Genomic DNA, 24302 nt, shown 5'->3' with positions numbered 1-24302 from the left:
ATCGACTGGAAGCACGATCTCCGCGCCTCCAGGTGAGAGGGGCGAGTCGTGTCGGTGCTTGAAAGGCTCAAGGAAATTAGTGGGATCGGTCGCGATCCCGTGCGAGGGGGATATTCGCGACATCTATTCGAGCCGGCCGAACTGGCATTGCGCGACTGGTTCCACTGCTCGGCACGGGAGCTTGCCCTGGCCGTCGAGGTGGACGGGAACGGCAACCTCTGGGCGTGGTGGGGCGATCCTGGACCTGGTGTGATCGCAACAGGAAGCCACTTGGACTCGGTCCCCGGTGGGGGCGCCTACGACGGTCCCCTCGGTGTGGCGAGTTCTCTTGAGGCGGTGGCGATCCTGCGAGCGGAAGGTTGGCTTCCCGCGCGTCCGATCGCGATCTGCGCCTTCACTGAGGAAGAGGGATCACGCTTCGGCATGCCGTGCCTGGGCACGCGGTTGCTCGTCGGTGAGATTACTCCGGAGGCCGCCCTGGCCCGCGTCGACGGCGGTGGTGTCACGCTCGAAGACGCGTGGCGGCAGGCGGGTATGGATGTATCTCGGATCGGTCCCGATCGTGACCGCATCGCCTTCCTGGACGCGTTCATCGAACTGCACGTCGAACAGGGCCTCGATCTGGAAGAACGCGGTCTACCGCTCGCGGTCGCCTCGGCGATCATGGCGCACGGCAGGTGGCGGCTGACGATCTCTGGCGAGGGCAATCACGCGGGCACCACACCCATGCCAGGACGGCGCGACCCCGTCGTTGCGGCATCGGCGGCGGCTCTGGCCGTTCGCGACGTCGCGCTGGGGCACCCGACGGCCCGCGGTACGGTCGGCCGCATCGCGGTCACGCCGAACGGAACGAACGTGATCGCCTCGCGCGTCGATGCGTGGCTTGACATTCGCGCCCACTCGGACGCGGCGGTGCGCGCCCAGCTGGACTCGACCGTGGCGCTGATACAGAAATGCGTGGCGGCCGAAGGTTGCGTCCTCGATGTCCATGAGGAGTCGTTCTCACCGCTGGTCACGTTCGATCAGCCGCTGACCGAACGTATTGCCGACGTGCTCGGCGGGGCACCGTCCATCGCGACCGGTGCCGGCCACGACGCCGGCATTCTCTCCGCGTACGTGCCAGCCACGATGATCTTCGTGCGGAACCCGACCGGTGTATCTCACGCACCAGACGAGACCGCGCGCGACGAAGACTGTGAGGAGGGGGCCCGGGGGCTGGCCGCCGTCCTGCGGGACCTCGCTGGGAGGCCGATCCCATGACAGCCGTGGACCGGTTCTACCATTGCGAGCTCGCGCTCGTCGACGGAGTATTCGTCGAGGGGGTGCGCCTGAGGGTCGTAGGTGGGGAGATGGCCGAGGTGGCAGTGGGCGTGTCGCCCCAACCAGGCGACACTCCACTCGGCGTGGTCGTCCCAGGGTTCGTGAATGCACATTCCCACGCGTTCCACCGTGAGCTGCGCGGCCGTACTCACGCCGATGGCGGTGACTTCTGGCAGTGGCGCCACCGGATGTACCGGACCGCCGCTCTCCTGACCCCGGAGAGCTATCGCGATCTGGCCGAACGGGTGTTCACGGAAATGCGCGATGCCGGCTACACAGCGGTCGGCGAATTCCACTACGTCCACCATGATCCGCAGGGCGCGCCGTATCCGGGCCACGACATGGAGCTCGCACTCGCCGACGCCGCCGCATCGGCCGGCATTCGACTTGCGCTCCTCGACACGTGCTACCTGCAGGGCGGCGTGGGGCAGCCACTCGGCGCCGAACAGCGACGGTTCGGCGATGCGAACGTGCACAGGTGGCTGGAACGCTGGCATGCCCTGCGAGACACGCTCACCGGTAGCGGACGAGGACTGGTCACGCTGGGTGCGGCGATCCACTCCGTGCGAGCCGTATCGCGCCACGATCTCGCCGTGATCGCCGACGAGTTGCCCGCAGACGTGCCAGTGCACGCACACGTGTCGGAGCAGCCCGCGGAGAATCAGGCTTGTCTGGACAGCTACGGCCAGACGCCAGTCGGGCTGCTGTCCGCGCACGGGCTGCTGTCCCCACGATTTTCGGCCGTGCACGCGACACACCTCACCCCCGATGACATCCGTCTTCTTGGTGAGGCCGGCGCGACGATCGTCATGTGCCCCACGACCGAGGCCGACCTCGGTGACGGGATCGGCCCTGCTCCCGAGTTGCTGGCCGCGGGCGCGGGTCTTGCGATCGGGTCCGACCAGCATGTCGCCATCGACCCGTGGGAGGAGCTCAGCCGCCTCGAGCTCGATCAGCGATTGCGGTTTCAACGCCGTGGGATCTTTACTCCGGAAGCACTGTGGAAGGCCGGCACAGTAGGAGGCCACCGCTCGCTCGGGTTGTCGGGGGTGCGTCAGCAGCCACCGGGGCTGGTCGTAGGCGAGCCGTTCGACGCGGTCGAGATCGACCCGACGACCTCGCGGACGCGAGGTGCTCAATTACGTCAGTTCCCGCTTGTCGCGCGTTCCGCGGACGTCACCGCGACGATCGTGGGCGGAAGGCTGACACGGCCTCGGACAGCGGGGACGTGACTGGTGCTCGCGTGCTTGTACGCGGCTCTGCACTTCCCACGGCTGGGCACGGCTACTTGACGGCCGATCTTGGTTGTCGACCTGTCAGTGGGCTCGTGGGGGTGACCCGGCCTCCGGCGGCGCCTTCGGTTCTTTCGAGCAGAGCGCTATCGGCCCCAAAGGCGGATCTCGAGGAAGGTATTCGCTCCGGCGGCCACGGCATGATCACCGGGCGCACCAGCTGGAGTGTTAGGCGCTCTTATTTTTTTCTTGTGCCACCAGTGCGGCGACCTGGCTGCGCGAGGTGAAGCCGAGCTTGGTGAGGATGTGTTCGACGTGGGTTTCGGCGGTGCGCTGCGAGATGACGAGCGTTTCCGCGATCTGCTTGTTGCTCATTCCCTTTGCCACGAGGTTGGCGACTTCCTGTTCGCGTTTCGTCAGTAGGTGTTCAGCCGTTTCCGCTCGGTCGGATTTCGTTCGTGCGGCGGGTTCTCCGAGTAGTTGGGTCGTTACCTGATCGAACGTCAGGTGGGTACCTTTCTTGAAGGCCCGGGCGTATCTCTTCTCGCCGAGGGATTGCCGCGCCTGCGCTTGCGTGCGGTCCTGGTACTCGGTGAGGAAAGGGAATTGTGAAAGTGGGCCGCTGCGGTCCCGGCGGAGGGTGTGGGCGGCTCCGGCCAGCTGGGCGGCTTGCTCACTCCGCTCCGTACTCGCCGCGATCCAGCTCAGCGTCTCAAGACAGTTGGCCGCGCAGGTCGTGTCGTCGAAGACGCGTTGCGCGTCCATGCACTGGAGCTCAAAAGCTTCTGCCCGCTCCAAATCACCTTCGCGCCATGCCGCGAATCCGAGGCCCCACAGGGCCCAGGTCCGGCGCCAGGTCTCGCCGTGGTGCACGCACAGATCCAGCATCTTGGTCCAGTTGGCCATTGCGCGTTCGCCGTCGCCGAGGACCGAGTGACAGACGCCGAGGTTCAGCAGAGCAGAGGCGAGCCAGTCGAGCTCTTCGGTGTCCTGGTGCCGCGCCACGAATTCCTCAAGCAGCACAATAGCCTTGGAAAAGTCGTTTTCCTGCATGGCCGCGAATGCTTCGCACACCTGGTACAGAGTCGCGGACTGCTCCTGGCCAAAGTCCGCGGCTAGCTTCCGGCTTTTTTCAAGACTGTCCTTCGCCGTGGCCAGGTCGTTTTGCATCAGCGCGAGGTAGCTGGCGCTGGCGAGCGCGCGGATCCTCGGCACGCTGGGTTCGACATCGTTGTCCAGCAGGCGGGCGAACCAGCGTCGCCCCTCACTGGTGAGTCCACCGACCCGCCACAAGTCGCGGTAGGCGTCGGCCAGGCGCAGTCCTTGGTGGGAGTCATCGGATACGGTGAGGCAGAAGTCAAGCGCAGCGCGGACGTTGGCGTCATTCAGACGTGCCTGCTGGACCAATTCCAGTTGGGTGGGACCGAACCACTGGCGCCGCGTTTCCTCCGCGTTTTTCACGTACCAATCCCGATGCCGCTTCCGAAGCTCCTGCTCTTGCCCGGTCGTGTGCAGCACCTCGCGGCCATATTGCCGGATCGTTTCCAGCAACCGATAACTAACACCGGTTTCCCGCGCATCGCGGATGACGACGGACTTGTCCACCAACCCGGTCAGTGTTGTCAGTATCTCGCCGTGCGGCAATGCGGCATCCGCGCACACGGCTTCCACCGCAGCCACGTCACAACTCCCCGGAAAGATCGACATCCGAGCCCAGAGAGCTCGTTCGTGCTCGGTGCAAAGACCGAAACTCCAATCGATCGACGCTCGCAGGGTCTGGTGCCGCGGCAGCGCGGCCCGATTGCCCGAGATCAATACACGGAACCGGTCGTCGAGACGCCGCAGGAGCTCGTCAGGCGAGAGCACCCGCAGACTCGCCGCGGCAAGTTCGACGGCCAGCGGGATCCCATCCAGCCGCCGACACAGCCCTGCCACTGCTGGCCCGTTGCGGTCATCAACTTCGAAGTGCGGTACTGCTGCCGCCGCGCGGTCCTCGAAGAGCCGGATGGCCTCGAATCGACGCAGTTCCTGGACCGGACGCCGGGTGTCGCCGGGGGGCACATCGAGAGCCTGTACGGGCAGCACGCGCTCTCCCTGGATGCGCAACGGTTCGCGGCTGGTGCCGAGAATCCGCAGTCCAGGGCACCGGGTCAGCAGCGTCGCCACGAGTTCGGCACACGATTCCAACAGGTGTTCGAAGTTGTCCAGCACCAGCAGCACTCGGCGCTCCCTCAACCGCTCCGCCAGCGTGTCCGTAGTCCATGCCGTGAACTGGTCTCGGATCTCCATTGCGGTAGCGACGGTCTGGGGCAGCAGGCGTCCGTCGTCCAGGCTCGCAAGCTCCGTCCAGTAGACGCCGTCGGGAAACGAACGCCGCAATTCCCATGCGGCGCGCATGGCCAGCCGTGTCTTGCCCACCCCGCCCACACCGGTGAGGGTCAACATCCGGGAAGCCGACAACCCGCGCCTGATCTCGCTCAGCTCCGCGCGTCGCCCGACGAAAGAGGTCACTGCGACTGCTTGCAGGCCCTCTGCTGAGACGAGTGCCATGGATGCCCACCCACGCTGGTTTTGCTTGACGCAACAGTGCCTAAATGGTACCTGCGTCAACCAGCGCGTGCGCCTCTCAACCATCACACGGCATTCCAATCTTGAACACCGTTCGCCTGTCTCCAGGATGCCGCCCTGGATGTGGCGGTGTTCGCCTACCTCAAGTGCACCAGCACCATCCCGTCGTTGCCGGGGGCCACCTCCACACGCCGGTACAGCTTCTTGATGTGCGGCTGCTTCAGCATCGCGAGAACGCGGTTCTTGAGCTTGCCGGCGCCCTTGCCTGGAATGATCTCGACGAGCGGCACGTTCTGGCCGGCGGCACGGAAGATCGCGTTGCGTACCGCGTTGTCGATGTCCCTGTCGCTGCGGAAGATCGGGTGAAGATCCACGGTCAGCTTCTCCGGCATCGCGTTCTCCCAGGGTGATCACTGAATTGGCTTTCGCCCTGGACCCAAGCATGATGCGAGCGGGAACCCAAGCCTCGTGCGCAGGTTGAGCACGGACGCGCACGGCTTTGTGCGCGTAAATGACCTTCAGTCACCACCCACGACGCCGTCACCCACCAAGGCGTTCAGGACGGCTGAGACCCGCGCGGAACGCATCAGCTTGGTTGCCGGGTGGAAATGGCGCTCGCCTGCGTGCGCACGGCGTTGCCGGCCTGTGGGTGGAGGCGTAACGCCCCGGCGGTGGCGATCAGCGCGGTCAGCCCGAGCAGGGTGAAGGCCACGGTATAGGCCGCCCCACTGCGCGCACCGAACACCATCTCACCCAGGGGCGCGCCGAGCCGCAGAGCCACCGTGGCCAGCGCGATGGCCAGCCCGGTGGACAACTGCTGCGTGGTGGCAGCCAGCGTGTTGGCGTCGCGCATCTGCTCGGGCGGGACATCGCTGAGCCCGATCGTGGCGTACGCGGTCAGCCCCACCGAGCGGGCGACCCCGGACAGCAAGGCCAGCGCGGCGAGCACGGGTAACGGGGTGGAGGCGGTGGTAAAGCCGAGACCGATCATGGACAGTGCGAGGGTGATCGTGGCGGCGAGCAGCACCGGCCGGAAGCCGAAGTGGTTGAGCATTGGGGTGGTCGCCGGCTTGATCGCCAGGTTGCCGACGAAGATGAAAAGCACCATCGTGCCCGAGGTGATCGCGCTGTAGCCGAACACGTTCTGCCACATCAGCGGGCACAAGAACGGCGCGCCTCCGACCACGATCCAGAACAGGAACCCGCTGGACTGGGAGAGACGGAAGGTCGGCACGCGCAGCGTGTGCAGGGAGACCAGCGGGTTAGGGGTGCGCAGCAGGTGCCAGCCTGCCACGCCGAGGCCGGCGAGACACAGCGCGGTCAGCGCGGTGGTCACCGGCCAGCCCGTGTCGCTGTCCGAAATCAGGTGCGCGGTATAGGTGAGCCCGCCGAGCCCGCCGCAGGTGAGCACCAGGCCGAGCCAGTCCAGTGGTCGCTGGGCCTTCCCGCCGTCGGCTTCCCCGACCAGTTTCCATGCCGCAACAGAGGCGAACACGCCGAGCGGCACGTTGATCAGGAACAGCCACTGCCAGGACGCATACGTGGTGATCAGTGCACCGGCTAGCGGTGCGACGACGGGTGCCACCAGACCGGGCCACACGATGTAGGCCATCATCCGCAACAGGTCCGGCTTAGCCGTCGTGGACAGCACTGCCATCCGTCCGACGGGCACCATCATCGCGGCTCCGACGCCCTGCAGCACACGCATGGCCACCAACACCGGAAGGCTGCCGCTGGCTGCACAACCGAGCGAGGCCAGGGTGAAAATCAGGATCGCGGCCAGAAACACCGGCCGGACACCCAGCCTGCTGGTCAGCCAGGCGCTAAGTGGGATCAGCACGGAGAAGGTGACGAGGTAAGCCGTCATCACCAGGCCGACCGCAGTCGGTGGCACGCCGAACGACTCGCCGATGCTAGGGGCGGCCGTGGTGACGATTGTGCTGTCCAAATTCTCCATGAAGAAGCAGCCGGCGACCAGGAACGCGGTATTCCGCTGGCGCGCGTCGATCATGGCTGTCCTCACGGCATGAATTTATGGAATAGCGAACGCGCACCACGCCTCGATCCGCTCACGAGCCTCGGAGCTGACCGTGGCATCACACTGCGCGGTCCGTTCAAGGCCCCCCATGGTCGTCTGGGAATCGCGCGACCTGAACCAGACGCGGCAAACAGGGGTCCGAACGGGCAACCTTAGTGCACTTCTTCCCCTGGATCGCTGAGTCTGATGCGCCGTTCGGATAAGAAGTGACGGCGCCAACCGCAGCAACCTCGGGGCGCACGGCCAAGGCAACGCGCCTTGGGTACTGCCTGCTCAGACAAAAAACGTGGTGGGCTCTGGCACAGCGAAAGGAGGTTCCGGCATGGGATCCCGCAGGCCAAGTTCGCTGGTCGAGCGCGGACCGACCTCGCGAGCTTGGGTCAGCCTCGCCGGGCGATCCGCTTTCCCGGAGCGTCACCGCATTTCAACGCCCATTCCGCACACATCCCGAACATTCTCATGCTGGACCGAGCCACGCGCCGACCGTACCCATCGGAGTGCGCCAAGCACGGCGTCCACGGCTGTGCGGCGATCCGGCAAGCCGCGCGGGTGTAGCTGGAAACGGCATCCGGAGGTCATCATTGCCAGTCAACGCCCCGCGCGCATAGTTGTCCACGATTACCTGGGGCACCCGTTCCAAATCGAACTCAGCCGCGAATTGGCACGGCGAGGACATGATGTCCGTCATGTGTACTGCTCGGCCATCGCAGTCGGACAAGGGAATCTGCAGGCCGGAAAACCAGAATCCGGCCGCCTGTCGATCATTGGTGTGCCTCGGCAACAACACCCGAGTCCGGGTCCTGACACCTACGGCCAAGACGTCGGCAGCCTCATCAGAGACTTCAAACCCCATGTGGTGATTTCGGGGAATAGCCCGGTCCCGGTTCAGCGGCACATCCAGCGAACCTGCGCTGAGCAGCGAATCCGGTTCGTGTACTGGTTGCAGGATGTCTACTCCGCGCGTGCACCCAGCGCGAAAACCCGCCCCTACGACTGGGAACGCACCGCACGGTGCGAGAAGGCCACCTTGCTGAGCAGCGATGCGGTTGTTGCCATCGCAGAGCCGTTCGCGGCTTTCGTTCGTCAGTGGGGGTGCAGCCGGAGCACATCACGGTGATAGAGAACTGGGCGCCGCTAGCAGAAATGGAATGCGACGGCGACGACTGGGCACCGGCGAGCTCCTACCGCAGTTCCGGAGAGCCCATTCTCCTCTACTCCGGCACGCTGGACGATCGTCACGGCGCAGACCTGTTGGTGCGGTTGGCGAAGGCCTGCGATGCCCGGAACACCGGCGTCCTGTTCGTCGTCAGCGAGGGAAGCGGCCGCCGTGCACTGGAAAGTGCACGCGCACTAGGAATACGTCGGATGCAGTTATACGACTTTCAGCCCTACGACCACGTCCCGCGCATGTTCGCGGCGGCTGACGTGCTACTCGCTGGGCTGAGCACAGAAGCGGGTCAGATGTCAGTTCCCTCCAAGGTGCTGGCCTATCTATGCGCCGGACGCCCGGTGCTCGCTGCTATCCCCTCGACGAATCGTGCCGCGCAGCTGCTTGCGGAAATCGGAGCGGGGCAAGTAGTCAGCCCAGACGACCCGGATGAATACGTGGAAGCGGCGTTCGCCCTGCTCGCTGACCCCGCACGTCGGCAGCGCATGGGAAGCGCGGGACGGCAGTACGCCAGCCGTGCCTTTGCGATCGAGCCGATAGCCGACCGCTTCGAGGAGATCCTCGTGCCCTGACACCCCGGAGTACCTGATCGCACAGTAGTCGATGTGCAACGAGACGTATCGACGATCAGGAGAAAGGCCTAACGGCCAGGGCTGCGGATTGCCTTGCAAAACGTCGGAACAATCGGCGCTTTCCGGATTAATCGTATATGTCTAATCGTATATGTCTAGAGGAGTTGATTGCCGTGAGTGACCACAGTAGTTCAGCTCTCGTCGCCGGCGGTGGGGGCTTCATCGGCGGGCACTTGGCCGCTCGCCTGCTGCGCGAGGGCTACCGGGTTCGAGTGGTCGACTGCAAACCGGTTGACGAGTGGTTCCAGGTACATCCCGACGCGGAGAACGTCGTGGCCGATCTGTCTCTTCTCGACGCGGCACACGCGGCGGCCGACGGGATGGACGAGGTTTACAACCTGGCCGCCGACATGGGTGGCATTGGTTTCATCGAAGGCAACAAGGCCCGCTGCATGTTGTCAGTGCTGATCAACACGCACCTGCTGATGGCCAGCCGGGATGCCGGCGTGGACCGGTTCTTCTTCTCCTCGTCCGCCTGTGTCTACGCCGCCGCCCACCAGACCGCCCCGGATCTTGAAGCGTTGCGGGAAGAGATGGCTTATCCGGCGATGCCCGAAGACGGTTACGGGTGGGAGAAGCTCTTCGACGAGCGCATGTGCCGGCATTTCTCCGAGGACTTCGGCCTGCGCACCCGGGTAGCCCGCTTCCATAACATCTACGGCCCGCATGGAACGTGGGACGGCGGACGCGAGAAAGCCCCGGCCGCGATCTGCCGGAAAATCGCCGCCGCGGTGATCAACGGCGACGACAAGATCGAGATCTGGGGCGACGGGGAGCAGACCAGGAGTTTCACCTACATCGACGACTGCGTCGAGGGTATTCGCCGCATCATGCGCAGCGACTGCGACCAGCCACTCAACCTGGGCAGCGAGGAGCTCGTCACCATCAACCAACTTGTCGATCTGGTCCAGGAACTCGCTGGCTGCTCACTAACCCGGCACCACGACCTTTCCGCTGCTCAAGGTGTGCGGGGACGAAACAGCGACAACACGCTCATCCGCAAGCAGCTCGGCTGGGCACCGTCCATCTCGCTGCGCGACGGAATTTCCGAGACGTACAAGTGGATTTACAAGGAAGTCGGCTACGCCTCGCACAGGTTCCTGCCATGACCGGTATCGCAGCGCACGCCGGTGCCAGCGGGGATTGGACGAACTGGGCAGGGTCCGCCCGGTGCCACCCGGCCCGTCGCGTCAGCCCGCGCAGTGAGGACGAGCTGGTCCAGCAAGTGCGGGACGCATGTTCCACCGGTCAGCCGCTACGCGTCGCCGGAAACGGGCACTCCTTCGCGCCACTGGTCAGCACGGACAGCATCCTCGTTGATCAGCACGAGTACGCTGATGTCATCGCGGTGGACCCCGCCGCCATGACGGTCACGGTCCAGGCCGGCACACCGCTCTGGCGCATCAACGCCGAGTTGGACCGGTACGGACTCGCGATCGAGAACATGGGGAGCATCAACGTTCAAACCGCGGCCGGCCTGGTCTCGACGGGGACGCACGGTTCGGGCACCCGCTATGGCTGCCTGTCGAGTCAGATCGCGAGTATGCGGCTCGTCACGGGACGCGGGGAGCTCGTGGAGTGCTCGGCGACGTCCGAACCAGACGTGTTCTCGGCTGCTCGGCTGGGCTTGGGCGCTCTGGGAGTGATCTCTACGATCACATTTCGGTGCGTACCGGCATTTTCGCTCAGCCTCGAGGAGAGAACAGAGCCATTCGCCCGGTTCATTGAGCGCCTGCCCGAACACGTCGAGAGCATTGACCACCCCGTCTTCTTCTCGCCCATGTGGAGCGACCAGGTACACATCCGGGCCATGTCGCGCACGACGGCGCCGCTGCGGCCCCCGTCCCGGTGGCAGGCGTGGCGTGATCACTACCTGGCGGGCCATGCCGGACTGCAAGGTGTGCTCTGGGCCCACCGGCGCGATGCTGCGCTCGTGCCATTTGCCTCCAGAGTCCTGACGCGCCGCCCGCTTCGGTCGTTCGTCGACGTGAGCCATCGCATTTTCACGTTTCCACAACGCGTACGCGTGGTGTCGATGGAGTACGCCGTGCCGCTCGAGGCGTTGGGGCAGGTGTTGCAAGAGTTGCGTCGAGTACTACCGTCGTCCGGCGAGGTGGTTTCGCTGCCCCTGGAGATACGGGTGGCGTCCGGCAATGACATCCCGCTCAGCCCGGCTTACGGGCGCCCGACGGGATACGTCAATTTGGCGACCGATGCGCACAGCCCGCACGACAAGATATACCAGGTCGCCGGAAGGGTTCTTAGCGATTTCGATGGTCGCCCGCACTGGGCGAAGCTGCATTCCCACACCGCAAGCAGCCTCGCGCCACGCTATCCACGCTGGAACGACGTGCAGCGGATCCGCCAATCTCTCGATCCGAAAGGAATCCTGATCAACCCCTACCTGGAGCGAGTCCTCACCGGTACGGCCTGAGCGCCTGCGAGCCCCCCGTCGGGGCCCGCCGCTGCGGTGCGCCACGGCGCGGCCCTGTGCGTAAACTGGCTGTGTTGTCCTGACGTGGTCTGGTTCTTGAGCCGTGGCTGACCGATTGGTCGTGCGTGGCGCGCGTGAGCACAACTTGCGCGGCGTGGGTGTCGACCTGCCCCGGGACAGCTTGATCGTGTTCACGGGTCTGTCCGGTTCCGGGAAGTCTTCCCTGGCGTTCGACACGATCTTCGCGGAAGGCCAGCGCCGGTACGTGGAGTCGCTGTCGGCGTACGCGCGGCAGTTCCTGGGCCAGATGGACAAGCCGGACGTGGAAGTCATCGAAGGACTCTCGCCTGCGGTGTCGATCGATCAGAAGGCCACCAGCCACAACCCACGGTCGACGGTGGGCACCGTCACCGAGGTCTACGACTACCTGCGGCTGCTGTACGCCCGCGTGGGCGAGCCGCACTGCCCGGTCTGCGGCGAGCGGATCAGCAGGCAGACCCCGCAGCAGATCGTCGACCAGGTGCTGGCCCTGCCCGAGCGCACCCGCTTCCAGGTGCTGGCGCCGGTGGTGCGGGGGCGCAAGGGCGAGTACGCGGAACTTTTCGCCCGCCTGCGATCGCAGGGTTACGCGCGGGTGTCGGTGGACGGCGAGGTGCACCACCTCGACGACGTGCCGAAGCTGAAGAAGCAGGAGAAGCACTCCGTCGAAGTGGTCGTCGACCGGCTCGCGGTCAAACCGGAGGCGAGGCAGCGCTTGACGGAGTCGGTGGAGGCGGCGCTGGGACTGGCGGACGGGGTCGTGATCATGGAGTTCGTCGACCAGCCGCCGCGGTCGCTGGACCGGCAGTGGTCGTTCTCGCAGAACCTCGCGTGCTCCCGCGGCCACCCCATCGGCGTGCAGGACTTCGAGCCGCGGTCCTTCTCCTTCAACTCCCCGTACGGCGCATGTCCGGTGTGCACCGGGATCGGGGTGCGCCGCGAGGTCGACCCGGAACTGGTGATCGCGAATCCCGAGTTGTCGCTGGCGGATGGTGTCGTGGCGCCGTGGCAGGGCGGTCAGACCAGCGAGTACTTCCAGCGCCTGCTGAGCTCTCTGGCCGACGCCCGGGGCTTCTCGGTGGACACCCCGTGGCGACGGCTGCCCGCGAGGGTCCAGAAAGCGGTGCTCTACGGCTCCGACGACCAGATCCACGTGCAGTACCGCAACCGCTACGGCCGGCGGCGGTCCTACTACGCCCGCTTCGAGGGAGTGATTCCGTTCCTGGAGCGCCGCCTGGAGCAGACCGAGTCGGACTATCTGCGCCAGCGGTACGAGGGCTACCTCCGGGAAGTGCCCTGCCCGGAATGCGCGGGCGCCCGCTTGAAACCGGAAGTCCTCGCCGTCACGCTGGAGCACAAGACGCTGGGAAAGCGCTCGATCGCCGAGGTGTCCGCGCTGTCGGTGGCAGGCTGCGCGGAGTTTCTGGGCGGCCTGGTGCTCGGCCGCCGCGAACGCGCGATCGCCGGCCGCGTGCTCTCGGAAACCCAGGCGCGCCTGGGTTTCCTGCTGGATGTCGGGCTGGACTACCTGTCGCTGGATCGGGCGGCGGGCACGCTCGCCGGGGGAGAGGCCCAGCGGATCCGCTTGGCCACGCAGATCGGCTCCGGGCTGGCCGGGGTCCTCTACGTGCTGGACGAACCTTCGATCGGCCTGCACCCGCGCGACAACCACCGCTTGCTCGCAACGCTGACCCGGCTGCGCGACCTCGGCAACACGCTGATCGTCGTCGAACACGACGAGGACACCATCCGCGCCGCCGACTGGGTCGTGGACATCGGTCCCGGCGCGGGTGAGCACGGCGGGACGATCGTGCACAGCGGTCCGCTGGACACCCTGCTGGCCAACCAGAAGTCGCTGACCGCCGAATACCTGACGGGTCGCCGCAAGATCCCGGTACCGGCCGTGCGACGTGCGGTCGACCGCAACCGCGTCCTCACGGTCCACGCGGCGCGGGAGCACAACCTGCGCGGCATCGACGTGTCCTTCCCGCTGGGCTGCATGATCGCCGTAACCGGCGTTTCCGGTTCGGGGAAGTCCACTTTGGTCAATGACATCGTCTACAACGGGCTGGCCCGGAAGCTGCACGGCTCCCGCGCGGTGCCGGGAAAGCACGGCTCCATCACCGGAATCGATAGCGTCGACAAGGTCGTCCACGTCGACCAGTCGCCGATCGGCCGCACGCCGCGTTCCAACCCCGCGACCTACACCGGGGCGTTCGATCCCATCCGCAACCTGTTCGCAGCCACCACCACGGCCAAGGTTCGCGGCTACCGGCCGGGGCGGTTCTCCTTCAACGTGCCGGGTGGACGCTGCGAAGCATGTGCCGGCGCCGGAACCATCCGGATCGAGATGCAGTTCCTCCCCGACGTGTACGTGCCGTGCGAGGAGTGCGGCGGGGCCCGCTACAACCGCGAAACCCTGGACGTGCGCTACAAGGGGAAGACGATCGCGGAGGTCCTGGACATGCCCATCGAACAGGCGCTGGAGTTCTTCGGGGCGTTGCCGGGCATCGCCCGCCGCCTGCGCACGCTGGTCGACGTCGGGCTGGGGTACGTGCGGCTGGGGCAGCCCGCGCCGACGTTGTCCGGTGGTGAGGCGCAGCGGGTGAAGCTCGCGACGGAGCTCACCCGGCGCTCGAACGGCGGCACCGTGTACATCCTGGACGAGCCCACCACGGGACTGCACTTCGACGACGTCCACAAGCTGCTCGACGTGCTGCAACGGCTGGTGGACGTCGGCAACACGGTCATCGTCATCGAGCACAACGTCGAGGTCGTCAAGACCGCCGACTGGATCATCGACCTGGGGCCCGAGGCCGGATCGGCCGGTGGCCGGGTGGTCGCCACGGGCACTCCCGAAGCGGTCGCCGACGACGAGACCAGCTACACCGGGCAGTTCCTGCGCCGGGCGCTCGCTTCCTGAAACCAGACCGAGAATTTTGGAGGTAGCGATGTTCAACAGCCCGGAGGAGGTCCTGCGGTTCATCTCCGATGAGGACGTGAAGTTCATCGATGTCCGGTTCTGCGATCTCCCGGGCATCATGCAGCACTTCGCGGTGCCCGCCAAGTCGTTCGCCGCCGAGATCTTCGACGAAGGCATCGCCTTCGACGGGTCGTCGGTGCGCGGATTCCAGGCGATCCACGAGTCGGACATGCTCCTGCTGCCCGACCCCTACACCGCTCGACTGGACCCGTTCCGCATCAAGAAGACGTTGAGCCTCAACTTCTTCGTGCATGATCCGTTCACGCTACAGCCCTACGGCCGCGATCCGCGCAACATCGCGCGCAAGGCGGAGCAGTACCTCGCCGACTCCGGCATGGCCGACCTGGCCTACTTCGGGCCGGAAGCCGAGTTCTACCTCTTCGACTCGGTGCGGTTCGCGAATGCGGAGAACACCTCGTTCCACGAGATCGATGCCATCGAGGGCTGGTGGAACACCGGTCGCGCCGAGGACGGGGGAAACCAGGGATACAAGATCAAGTACAAGGCGGGGTACTTCCCGGTGCCGCCCACCGACCACCTGGCGGACCTGCGCGACGAGATCGTGCTGAACCTGATCGATGCGGGTTTCACCGTGGAGAAGGCCCACCACGAGGTCGGCACCGCGGGTCAGGCCGAGATCAACTACCGGTTCAACACGCTGCTGCACGCCGCGGACGACCTCCAGCTCTACAAGTACATCGTGAAGAACACCGCGTGGCGGCACGGCAAGACGGCCACGTTCATGCCCAAGCCGCTGTTCGGCGACAACGGCTCCGGCATGCACACCCACCAGTCGTTGTGGAAGAAGGGCAAGCCGCTGTTCTATGACGAGACGGGCTACGCGGGGCTCTCCGACCTCGCGCGGCACTACATCGGCGGCATCCTGCACCACGCGCCGAGCCTGCTGGCGTTCACCAACCCGACGGTGAACTCGTACCACCGCATGGTGCCCGGCTTCGAGGCGCCGGTGAACCTCGTCTACTCCCAGCGCAACCGCTCGGCCTGCATCCGCATCCCGGTGACCGGCGCCAGCCCGAAGGCCAAACGCATCGAGTTCCGCTGCCCGGACTCCTCCGGGAACCCGTACCTGGCCTTCGCGGCGATGATGCTCGCCGGCCTGGACGGCGTCGCGAACAAGACCGAGCCGCCCGACCCGATCGACAAGGACCTCTACGAGCTACCGCCGGAGGAGTCCGCCGACGTCGTCCAGGTTCCGTCCTCGCTGGACGCCGTGCTGGAAAGCCTCGTGGCCGACCAGGACTTCCTGCTGCGCGGTGACGTCTTCACCCCGGACGTGATCGAGACCTGGATCGCCTTCAAGCGTGAGCACGAGATCGACCCGCTGCGACTGCGCCCAAACCCGTACGAGTTCGAGCTGTACTACGACGTGTAGTGCCGCGGCTACGAACCCTGAACGTCCTATTGATCATCATTCGCCCGCAGCCCCCACCATCCAGGCCGCCGTGGAGAGGCGCCGATTTCGCGCGAAATCGTCGTTCCCCACGCCTGCCGACGGGCGATTTCGCGCGAAATCGCCACTGCCCACGCCTGCCGGGTGGCGATTTCGCGCGAAATCGGCGGCACCCTCAATACATCCGGCCGTGCTAGCCCCAAGGCCGTGTAGTTAAGGCGTGAGCCGGTTTGTCAACCCCCCCGGGAACGGGCAACGGAGTCCCTGCTAGAACGGTGTCGACCAAGATCACCAGATAGCAGGAACTCCGTTGGATACCCAGTCTGTCATCACCCGCACGATCACCGTGTCCGGGGGCCGGTTCGCACCCGGCCACCTCGGTGAACTCACCCAGCACCTGCCCTTCGAGATGGTCGATGAGGCCCTGACCGCCACCCGCACCACGCAGTCCCGGCTGCGGGATCTGCCCTCACGGGTGGTGGTCTACCTGCTGCTGGCCGCGTGTCTGTTCCCCGAGATCGGCTATCCCGGCGTATGGCGCAAACTCACCGCCTCGCTCACTGGCCTGCCCCTGGTCATCCCCACCACCAGCGGACTCGCGCAAGCCCGCCGCAGGATCGGCGTCGCGCCCTTGCGATGGTTGTTCGACCTGCTCCGCGGACCGGCAGCCACGGTGGGGCAGCGCGGAACCTGGTGGCGTGGCCTGCTGGTCTGTGCGATCGACGGCACCACCCTGACCGTGCCCGACAACCCCAGAATGCTGGCCCGCTTCACCAAACACCGCGGCAACCACGGTGGCACCGGCTACCCCCAGATCCGGCTGGTGGCCCTGCTCGCCTGCGGCACACGCACCCTGATCGACGCGGTGTTCGGCCCCACCACCACCGGCGAGACCACCTACACACCACACCTGCTGCGCAGTCTGCGACCAGGGATGATCCTGCTGGCCGACCGCAACTTCGGCGCCAAAGACCTCATCACTGAGATCGCAGACACCGGCGCCGACGTCCTCGTCCGGCTGAAAAACGGCCGCAAGATGCCAGTCCTGGCCCGATACCCCGATGGGTCCTACCTGTCGATGCTGGGCCGGCTGCTGGTACGGGTCGTCGAGTGCGAGATCACCATCTCCACCACCGCCGGTCGGCACACCGGTGTCTACCGGCTGGCCACCACACTGACCGATCACCAGCACTACCCGGCCGCCGAGTTGATCACCTTGTACCACCACCGGTGGGAGATCGAAACCGCCTACCTGGAACTGAAATCGTCCATCCTCGGCGGCCGGGTGTTACGCGCCCGCACCCCGGCCGGTGCCGAACAGGAGATCTACGCCCTGCTGGTCACCTACCACCTGCTGCGCACCGCGATGGCCGACGCCACCAACACCCAACCCGACATTGATCCCGACCGAGCCAGCTTCACCATCGCCTACCAGGCCGCCCGTGACCAACTCATCCAGGCCGCCAACGTCATCGCCGACGCGGTCATCGATCTGGTCGGCACCATCGGCCGCCATATCCTGGCCGACCTGCTGCCCGCCCGACGACTACGGGTATGTCCCCGCATCGTCAAACGCGCCATCTCCAAATACCAGGCCCGAGGCCCGAACATCGACCGAACCAGCTACAAAGCCACTGTCGGCGTCGACATCCTCACACCCGCAGACCCTTGACGATCACTACAACAGCCAAACTTCACGGCCTTGGTGCTAGCCCGGTGCTAGCCCGCAGCTCCCCGGGCTGCTTCGGCGGCCTTGTGCAGGGAATCGATCAGCAGATCGCGGTACTTCTCGGCCGTTGCGGTGTCGCGGTCGGTGATGGCGTCATCGATCGCCGGCAACGGCTGCACCGCGTAACCGGTATACAGGCCCGGTGCGTAGACCATGTGCTTGTACCAGTCCCGGCCGGGCAGACCTTCCTGTTGGGTCAACGCACGCTCCTGGGCGATCAGCGCGTCGTTGACGGCATCGGCGTGGACGTGTCGTCCGTTCTCCAACTGCTTGGCCGCCTTCTCCCATTCCCGAGCGGCGGCGTAGGCGGGGGTGAGATCGACAACCTGCTGGCCGGTCTGCTTCTCGTCGAGATCCCGCAGGTGACCCGCGACTGCGGCCGCGTAGTCGGAGTAGACCAGCGGTGCGGTCGCCGAACCGGCCAGGCGCAGCGCGAAAGTGCCCGCGTACGCGGCGGACACCTCGTGGTAGCGGTAACCCGGGTCGAGGAAGTTACGCATGAGGTGCAGGTCGTCGTAGGCGCTGTGGTACTCGCCGCCCGGTGTCGACGTGCCGAACTCGGCCGAGGCGATGCCGAGGTGGTCCAGGAATGCCGTGTAGTCCGATCCGCTGCCCAACCGCTCCGGCACCGGGTTCGGCTCGCCCGAAGCCTGCTGCCAGTTGCGGTACAGCGTGCCGTGCTCGGGATCCCGGATGTCCTTGGCGATGTCGGTCAGCACGCGGTCGAGTGCCGGAACGGACCCGGCGGAGAAGTTCTCGCCGCCGCCCGCGCCGTCCATGTTGAGGTACACCAACGCGTTCTTGAGCAGATCGGCCCGGTGCTGCTCGACCCATTCGGTGGACCCCAGCAGCCCGTACTCCTCGCCGTCCCAGCCGGCGAGCACGATGGTCCGCTCCGGCTGCCAACCGCGATCGCGCAGTTCGGCCAGCGCCCGAGCCGCTTCCATCAGGGTGGTCCACCCGGCCACGTCGTCCTCGGTGCCGTAGGTCCACGAGTCGAAGTGCGCCCCGAGGACCACCTTCTGCTCCGGGTGCTTGGAACCGGGGATCTCCACGATCACGTCGTTGACCGGGGTCTGCTGGTAGTCGATGTCCAGGTCGAGGTCGACGCGGGTCGGTCCGGGACCCACCCGGTAGTCCAGGTCCAAACCGCCCTGCCACCCCTCGGGCGCAGGTGGGCCTTGCAGCGCCGCCAACAGGTGCTGCGCTTGGCGGTAGGAGATCGGTGTGGTCGGCACGCTCGTCATGTTGTCCGCTTCGGACGGAGCGATGCGTGGTGTGTCCGGGGTGGCCGGTTTTCCGGGTGTGAGCGGGTCGCCCGGGTACTGGAAGATGTACTGCACGCTGCCGCGCTGGATGCTGTCGGCGTTGCGCCACGGCCCGTCGGGGTAGACGGCGCCCTTGGTGAAGCCGTCGTCCGCCGGGTCGGAGTACAGGATTACTCCTGCGGCGCCGTGTTCTTCGGCCACCTTCGACTTCACGCCGCGAAAGCTCTGCCCGTAGCGGGCCAGCACGATCTTGCCCCGGACGTCGACGCCCATCTTCGCCAGCTCGGCGTAGTCATCCGGCAGGCCGTAGTTCACGTAGACCACGTCCGCGGTGACGTCCCCAGGCGGGGAATAGGCGTTATACCCGACGACTACGTCGTCGAATCCCTCGTGCCACGGGAAAGGAGGTTCCTTCACCTCCAGTTCCCGCCGTTCGGGCCCGGTCATGGTCACCGAGATGTCGCGCGGCACCGAGGCGTGGACGCCGTAGCTCTCCAGCCTCGGGTGCAAGCCCCATTCGGCCAGCTTGTTCATCGAGTACTGCGCCCTGCGCGTGGCGCCGTCGGTTCCGACTCTGCCGGTGTAGGCGGACATCGCTTCGCTCATGCGCGCCGCGCTGTCCGCGTCGACCTCCTGCTGCAGCGCGCGCTCCCAGAAGCGCAGGCTGGCGCTCGCATCCTGCGCGGTCGCGGGGGAAGGCTGCACGGCGGGCCCGGCGACGAGTGCCGCCGCCAACGCCGTCGAACCGAACAACCACCTACTACGTCGACGCGGTCCGTGCAGGGACATTCGTCCTCCTGATGCCGTGGCATGCAGTTAGCAAGACGAAAGGTACAAACGCGTCCTCGTCGGCACAACGATCACCACCCGTTTGTGCGGTGAGACTGGCTTACCAAGCTTGAATCCTGCCGGTCGGCACATTTCTCCCCCTCCCGGTGCGCCGACCGGCACCTCAACAGGCCCGTGAGTACTTTTCGGTGTTATAGCACCGAAAAGTACTCACGGCTCTAGGCGGCCACTTCGGGCAGGTCACCGGCAGCAGGCCGACCAGTGACCGGGTGATGCGCAAGCTTCACTGTAAGTTCGCCGGCGGACCGGATCAGCGATGCAGGTGCCGTGGTTGTTCCCCGTGGTATCCGGCGAGGACGGACTTCGGCAGCGGGCCCTTGATGCGGGCGCCGGTTTGGGTCTCCTCCCAGGCGTGGGCGAGGATGCCGACGCTGCGGGAGAGGACGAACAGCCCTCGGCCCAGTTCCGGGGGAAACCCGAGTTCGGAATAGACGATGGCGGTTGCTCCGTCGATGTTCATGGGTACCGGTCGGGGGCGGCCTTCCGCGAGCGCGGCTTCCAGTGCGAGGCCTGCTTCCAAGGCGCGGCCCGGCACTTCGCCGGCTTCGATCGCTTCCGCGACGAGTTCGAGGAGCGGATCGCGGCGCGGGTCGCGGGGGTGGAAGCGGTGGCCGAATCCCGCGATGTGGCGGCGTTCGGCGCGGTAGGAGGCGACCAGATCGCGGGCGGCTCGGCGCACGTCGTCGGCTTCGGCGAGGTCGGCCAGGATCGCCATGCACTGCTGGCCCGCGCCGCCGTGAATGTCGCCGAGCAGCCCGGCGCCGGTGGCCACGGCGCTGTTGAGGCCGACACCGCACGTGGCGGCCATGCGAGCGGCGGCGATCGACGGCGCCTGCGGGCCGTGGTCGACGGCGGCGACGAGGGCAGCCTCCAGCAGACGACCCTGGGCGGCGGAAGGAAGTTCTCCGCGGAGCAGCAGCCAGATCTGCTCGGCGAAGGTGACCCGACCGATGAGTTGCTCGACGGGGTAGCCGCGCAGCAGGATTTCGCCGGGGCGGATGCGGCTGATCGCGGTGGACCACCAGTCGGCGGCGTCGGGGGTGCTCATACGGTGCCTCGTTCCTGCAGTTCGGTGATCTCGCTGTCCGCGTAGCCGAGTTCGGCCAGCACGTCACGGGTGTGCTCGCCGAGCAGCGGCGCGGTGCCGGCCGGGCCCGCGGCGTTGCCGTTCACGCGCACAGGACTGCCGAGCACGGACAGCCGGCGGTCGCGTCCATCGGGGAACGGCAGGTGGTGCACGAAACCGCGTTCGGCGATCTGCTCCAGGTCCAGCGCGTCGGGCACGGAAAGCACCCGGGCGGCTGGAACACCGGCAGCCGAAAGCACTTCCTCCCATTCCTTGGCCGTTCGCAGCCGCAGCGACCGCTCCAGTTCGCCGCGGAGCCCGGTGCGGTTGTTCTTGCGGTCGGCGGGGTGGGCGAAGCGCGGGTCGTCGACGAGGTCGGGGCGGTCCAGCAGGCGGCACAGGGTGGCGTACTGGTGCTGCTGGTTTGCGGAGATGTTGAGGTGGCCATCGGCGGTGGCGAAGGTGCCGGAGGGGGCGGCGGTGAAGTTCTCGTTGCCCATCGGGCGCGGATCGGTGCCGGAGACGAGGTAGTTGGAGGTGACCCAGCCCATCGCGGTCAGGGCGGCCTCCAGCATGGACACGTCCAGCACGGCTCCTTCGCCGGTGCGCTCGCGGTGCACGAGGGCGGTGCTGATCGCGAAGGCGGCGGCCATCCCGCCGAGGGTGTCCGCGACGGGGAATCCCGCGCGCAGCGGGGCGTCATCCTCGTTCCCGGTCACGCTCATCATGCCGGAAAGGCCCTGAATGATCTGGTCGTAGGCGGGTCGGTCGCGCAGCGGTCCGCTCTGGCCGAAACCGGAGATGGCGCAGTAGATCAGCCGCGGGTTCTCCTCGCGCAGCCGGTCGGGGCCGACGCCGAGGCGTTCCATGACGCCGGGCCGGAAGTTCTCCACCAGGACGTCGGCGCGGGTGACCGCGCGCAGCAGGATCTTCCGGCCCGCCTCATGTTTCAGGTTGAGTGTCATGGACCGCTTGCCGGAGTTCTGGGCGAGGAACGATGCGCCGAGCAGTTCATCGGAGAGGTCGCGGTCGGCGCCGAGCCTGCGGGCGAGATCTCCGACGTGCGGGATCTCGATCTTGATCACGTCGGCCCCGTGCAGGGCGAGCTGGTAGCTGGCGAAGGGGCCGGCGAGGACGTTGGTCAGGTCGAGGACCCGCACGCCGTCCAGCAGCTTCCTGGTCGCGGTCGTCATTGCGCGGCTCCGATGAAGTCGAGGGATGTCAGCCGTGCGGCGGCGCCGGTGAGCACGGGGATCCAGTCGCGCACCTGCGCGTCGGTGAAGCGGGTGGTGGGGCCGCCGAGGGCAACGGCCGCGGCTACTTCCCCGGTGCGGGCGAAGATCGGGGCGGCGATCCCGGAGACGCCCGCCTCGCGTTCCCCGTGGCTGACCGACCAGCCGGACTCGGCCGCTGCCCGGCTCCGCTTCCAGAGGTCGTCCGCGTGCTCCGCGCCCCTTGGGGACGTCTCGGCCACCGCCACGACGTCCTCGCGTTCGCTGCGGGAGAGCAGCACATGGCTGGCGGCACCACCCCAGAGGGGTAGCGTGTCGCCGACCCGGACTACGTGACGCAGGTTCTGGGTGCCTTCGTGCTGGGCGATGCAGATGCGGGTGGTGTGGGTGCGTACGTAGATGTTCACCGTTTCGCCACCGCTGGAGTCCGACAGCTCCTTGAGGCAGGTGAGCGCTTCCTCCGGCGGCTTCCACGCTTCGCGCGCCAGGTGTGCCCAGCGCAGCAGTCCCGGCCCCGGCGCCAGCAGCCCGTCGGGGCGCGTCCACAGCAGACCTTCCTGCTGGAGCGTGTGCACCAGCCGGACGACCGTGGACTTCGCCAGCCCGGTGGCGTCGATCAGCTCGCGTACGGTGCGCGCGGGGTGTTCAGAGTCGAACATCCCCAGCAGTTCCAGGGCTCGGCGCACGCTCCGCACGCCGGCGGAGTCGGTTTCGGGCATGAGTCGCCTTTCGGTGCGTTGGCGCGACCCCCTTGTCATGGGGTCGGCCTACCCATAACATCACGGAACCATCTGGTGGCACAAGAGTACCACTAGGTGGCACTCGTAAGTGACAAGGGAGTCCCATGAGTACGCCAACAGCACAGCGCCCGGTCTTCCAGCCGAAAGTGACCGCTGCGGCGGTCTTCGGCACCACGGTGGAGTGGTACGACTTCGCCCTGTACGCCACCGCCGCTTCGCTGGTGTTCAACAAGCTCTACTTCCCAGGCGGAGATCCCCTGGTGGGCACGGTCGCGGCTTTCGGCACGTTCGCGATCGGCTTCCTCGGGCGCCCGCTCGGCGGGGCCTACTTCGGCGAACTCGGCGACCGCAAGGGGCGCAAGCACGTCCTCGTGGTCACGCTGCTGCTGATGGGGATCGCCACCACCGGAATCGGGCTGCTGCCCACCTATGGGTCCATCGGTGTCGCCGCGCCACTGCTGCTGACGCTCCTGCGCTTCCTCCAGGGCTTCGCCGCCGGCGGGGAGAAAACCGGCGCGCTGATCCTGCTTTTCGAAAACGCTCCGGCGCGCTGGCGAGGACTGCTCAGCAGCCTCCCGGCCATCGGCACCGGCACGGGCACGTTGCTGTCGACGGGTGCGATGACGATCGCTTCGACAACCCTTTCACAGCAAGCATTCCTCGACTGGGGATGGCGCATTCCTTTCCTGCTCAGCGCGGTGCTGACGTTGTTCGGCCTGTGGGTGCGCCGGTCTTTGGCCGAAACGGAGGACTTCCAGCAGGAACTGAAGCGCCAAGCCCGTGAAGAGGCCGCCCGGCCGGACCGCGCCGGACGGGCGTCGTGGCGCCAGCGGCTGGCGAAGAGCCGGTTCGTGGAGTCGTGGCGGAAGTACCCCAAGGAGATGATCATCGTCATCTGCGCCGGGGCGGCGGAGAACTGCGGGTACTACATCTTCGGCACCTTCTCCGTCGCATACGCCCAGGACGCGGGTCTCGCCACCGGCCCGGTGCTCACCGGGATCATGGCCGTGTCGGTCGTGAAGCTCGCGTCCGTGCCGCTTTTCGGGGCGCTGTCCGACCGGTGGGGCAGGCGTCCGGTCAGCATTCTCGGCGCGGTGGTGATGGCGGCGGCCTGCTATCCGTTCTTCCGCGTGCTCGACACCGAGCAGCCCTGGCTGGTCCTGCTGGCACTGCTGGTCACCCTCGGCATCGGCCAATCGGCCGTCCTGGGCGCCCAACCGGCCTTTTTCGCCGAGCTGTTCAGCACCAAGGTCCGCTTCACGGCCGTGGGCGTGGCCAACAACATCGGCACCGTCCTGACCGGTGGGCTCGCCCCCCTGCTCGCGAGTTCGCTCCTGTTGTGGTTCGACCACAGCATCGCCGGCGTGGTCATCTTCCTGCTGCTGACCTGCGGCATCACCATCGCCACGGTGGCGGTCGCACGCGAAACGCGGGTGCGCCACGAGTCGGTGCGGCCCGCTGCCGAAACGGCAGTGGGCTGAGGGAACAGCACACACGACGATCTCCGGTTTCTGGGGACGGCAGGTCCATCTTGGCCAGTTCGACCCCGCGGTGGCTGACGCGCCGGCGGGAGCACAATTTCGCGAGAATTGT

17 protein-coding genes are annotated in these 24302 nt (G+C 66.6%); 10 read left to right on the top strand and 7 right to left on the bottom strand.

Annotated features, from left to right (window positions below):
• Positions 1-48: 48 nt before the first annotated feature.
• A complete protein-coding gene (locus FDZ84_RS36935; protein WP_168589618.1) occupies positions 49-1260 on the top strand; it encodes an allantoate amidohydrolase in 1212 nt (403 codons plus the stop codon).
• The gene (locus FDZ84_RS36930) at positions 1257-2552 is read left to right on the top strand and encodes a formimidoylglutamate deiminase (protein WP_168589617.1); all 1296 of its coding nucleotides are present in this window, start codon (positions 1257-1259) and stop codon (positions 2550-2552) included. The genes FDZ84_RS36935 and FDZ84_RS36930 overlap by 4 nt, the downstream gene beginning before the upstream one ends.
• Before the next feature lie 228 nt (positions 2553-2780).
• On the opposite strand, the gene FDZ84_RS36925 is transcribed toward FDZ84_RS36930, so the two are convergent.
• From FDZ84_RS36925 to FDZ84_RS36915, 3 genes are all read right to left on the bottom strand, one after another.
• Positions 2781-5102: a LuxR C-terminal-related transcriptional regulator gene (locus tag FDZ84_RS36925; RefSeq protein ID WP_168589616.1), complete on the bottom strand. Its 2322-nt coding sequence runs from the start codon at positions 5100-5102 to the stop codon at positions 2781-2783.
• A 155-nt stretch (positions 5103-5257) separates the two neighbouring features.
• Positions 5258-5512 (bottom strand): Smr/MutS family protein, encoded by a 255-nt coding sequence (locus FDZ84_RS36920; RefSeq protein ID WP_168589615.1) that lies wholly within the window; start codon positions 5510-5512, stop codon positions 5258-5260.
• Between the two features lie 194 nt (positions 5513-5706).
• Entirely contained in the window at positions 5707-7131 is a 1425-nt protein-coding gene (locus FDZ84_RS36915) for an MFS transporter (protein ID WP_168589614.1), read from the bottom strand.
• A gap of 349 nt (positions 7132-7480) precedes the next feature.
• Here FDZ84_RS36915 and FDZ84_RS41435 point away from each other — a divergent pair, with 349 nt between their 5' ends.
• From FDZ84_RS41435 to FDZ84_RS36880, 7 genes are all read left to right on the top strand, one after another.
• Positions 7481-8275 (top strand): glycosyltransferase family 4 protein, encoded by a 795-nt coding sequence (locus FDZ84_RS41435; protein ID WP_371812742.1) that lies wholly within the window; start codon positions 7481-7483, stop codon positions 8273-8275.
• Positions 8245-8898 (top strand): glycosyltransferase, encoded by a 654-nt coding sequence (locus FDZ84_RS36905; RefSeq protein WP_246868685.1) that lies wholly within the window; start codon positions 8245-8247, stop codon positions 8896-8898. Before FDZ84_RS41435 ends, FDZ84_RS36905 begins: the two co-directional genes overlap by 31 nt.
• 173 nt (positions 8899-9071) lie before the next feature.
• A complete protein-coding gene (locus FDZ84_RS36900; RefSeq protein WP_210435358.1) occupies positions 9072-10067 on the top strand; it encodes an NAD-dependent epimerase/dehydratase family protein in 996 nt (331 codons plus the stop codon).
• Positions 10064-11392 carry a D-arabinono-1,4-lactone oxidase gene (locus tag FDZ84_RS36895; protein ID WP_168589610.1) on the top strand — a complete coding sequence of 443 codons (1329 nt, stop codon included), beginning with the start codon at positions 10064-10066 and terminating at the stop codon, positions 11390-11392. Before FDZ84_RS36900 ends, FDZ84_RS36895 begins: the two co-directional genes overlap by 4 nt.
• Before the next feature lie 103 nt (positions 11393-11495).
• Entirely contained in the window at positions 11496-14354 is a 2859-nt protein-coding gene (gene uvrA / locus FDZ84_RS36890) for an excinuclease ABC subunit UvrA (protein ID WP_168589609.1), read from the top strand.
• Positions 14355-14382: 28 nt separating this feature from the next.
• A complete protein-coding gene (gene glnA, locus FDZ84_RS36885; protein ID WP_168589608.1) occupies positions 14383-15807 on the top strand; it encodes a type I glutamate--ammonia ligase in 1425 nt (474 codons plus the stop codon).
• A 328-nt stretch (positions 15808-16135) separates the two neighbouring features.
• Entirely contained in the window at positions 16136-17497 is a 1362-nt protein-coding gene (locus tag FDZ84_RS36880) for an IS4 family transposase (protein ID WP_168589607.1), read from the top strand.
• A 47-nt stretch (positions 17498-17544) separates the two neighbouring features.
• On the opposite strand, the gene FDZ84_RS36875 is transcribed toward FDZ84_RS36880, so the two are convergent.
• The 4 genes from FDZ84_RS36875 to FDZ84_RS36860 all read right to left on the bottom strand — a co-directional run bounded on the left by FDZ84_RS36875 (position 17545) and on the right by FDZ84_RS36860 (position 22688).
• Positions 17545-19611, bottom strand: coding sequence for a M28 family peptidase (locus FDZ84_RS36875; RefSeq protein WP_168589606.1), 2067 nt, complete (start codon positions 19609-19611; stop codon positions 17545-17547).
• 310 nt (positions 19612-19921) lie between these two features.
• Positions 19922-20719: a citryl-CoA lyase gene (locus FDZ84_RS36870; protein WP_168589605.1), complete on the bottom strand. Its 798-nt coding sequence runs from the start codon at positions 20717-20719 to the stop codon at positions 19922-19924.
• Positions 20716-21930: a CaiB/BaiF CoA-transferase family protein gene (locus tag FDZ84_RS36865; protein ID WP_168589604.1), complete on the bottom strand. Its 1215-nt coding sequence runs from the start codon at positions 21928-21930 to the stop codon at positions 20716-20718. Before FDZ84_RS36865 ends, FDZ84_RS36870 begins: the two co-directional genes overlap by 4 nt.
• On the bottom strand, positions 21927-22688 hold the full coding sequence (locus FDZ84_RS36860) for an IclR family transcriptional regulator (protein ID WP_168589603.1): 762 nt from the start codon (positions 22686-22688) through the stop codon (positions 21927-21929). The genes FDZ84_RS36865 and FDZ84_RS36860 overlap by 4 nt, the downstream gene beginning before the upstream one ends.
• 125 nt (positions 22689-22813) lie before the next feature.
• Between FDZ84_RS36860 and FDZ84_RS36855 the strand changes: the two genes are divergently transcribed.
• A complete protein-coding gene (locus FDZ84_RS36855) occupies positions 22814-24190 on the top strand; it encodes an MFS transporter (protein ID WP_168589602.1) in 1377 nt (458 codons plus the stop codon).
• The last annotated feature ends 112 nt before the right edge of the window (positions 24191-24302 follow it).

The organism is Saccharopolyspora sp. ASAGF58, from assembly GCF_012277335.1.
Classification (GTDB): Bacteria; Actinomycetota; Actinomycetes; order Mycobacteriales; family Pseudonocardiaceae; genus Saccharopolyspora; species Saccharopolyspora hattusasensis.
This window is presented reverse-complemented; position numbering and strand designations above follow the sequence as displayed.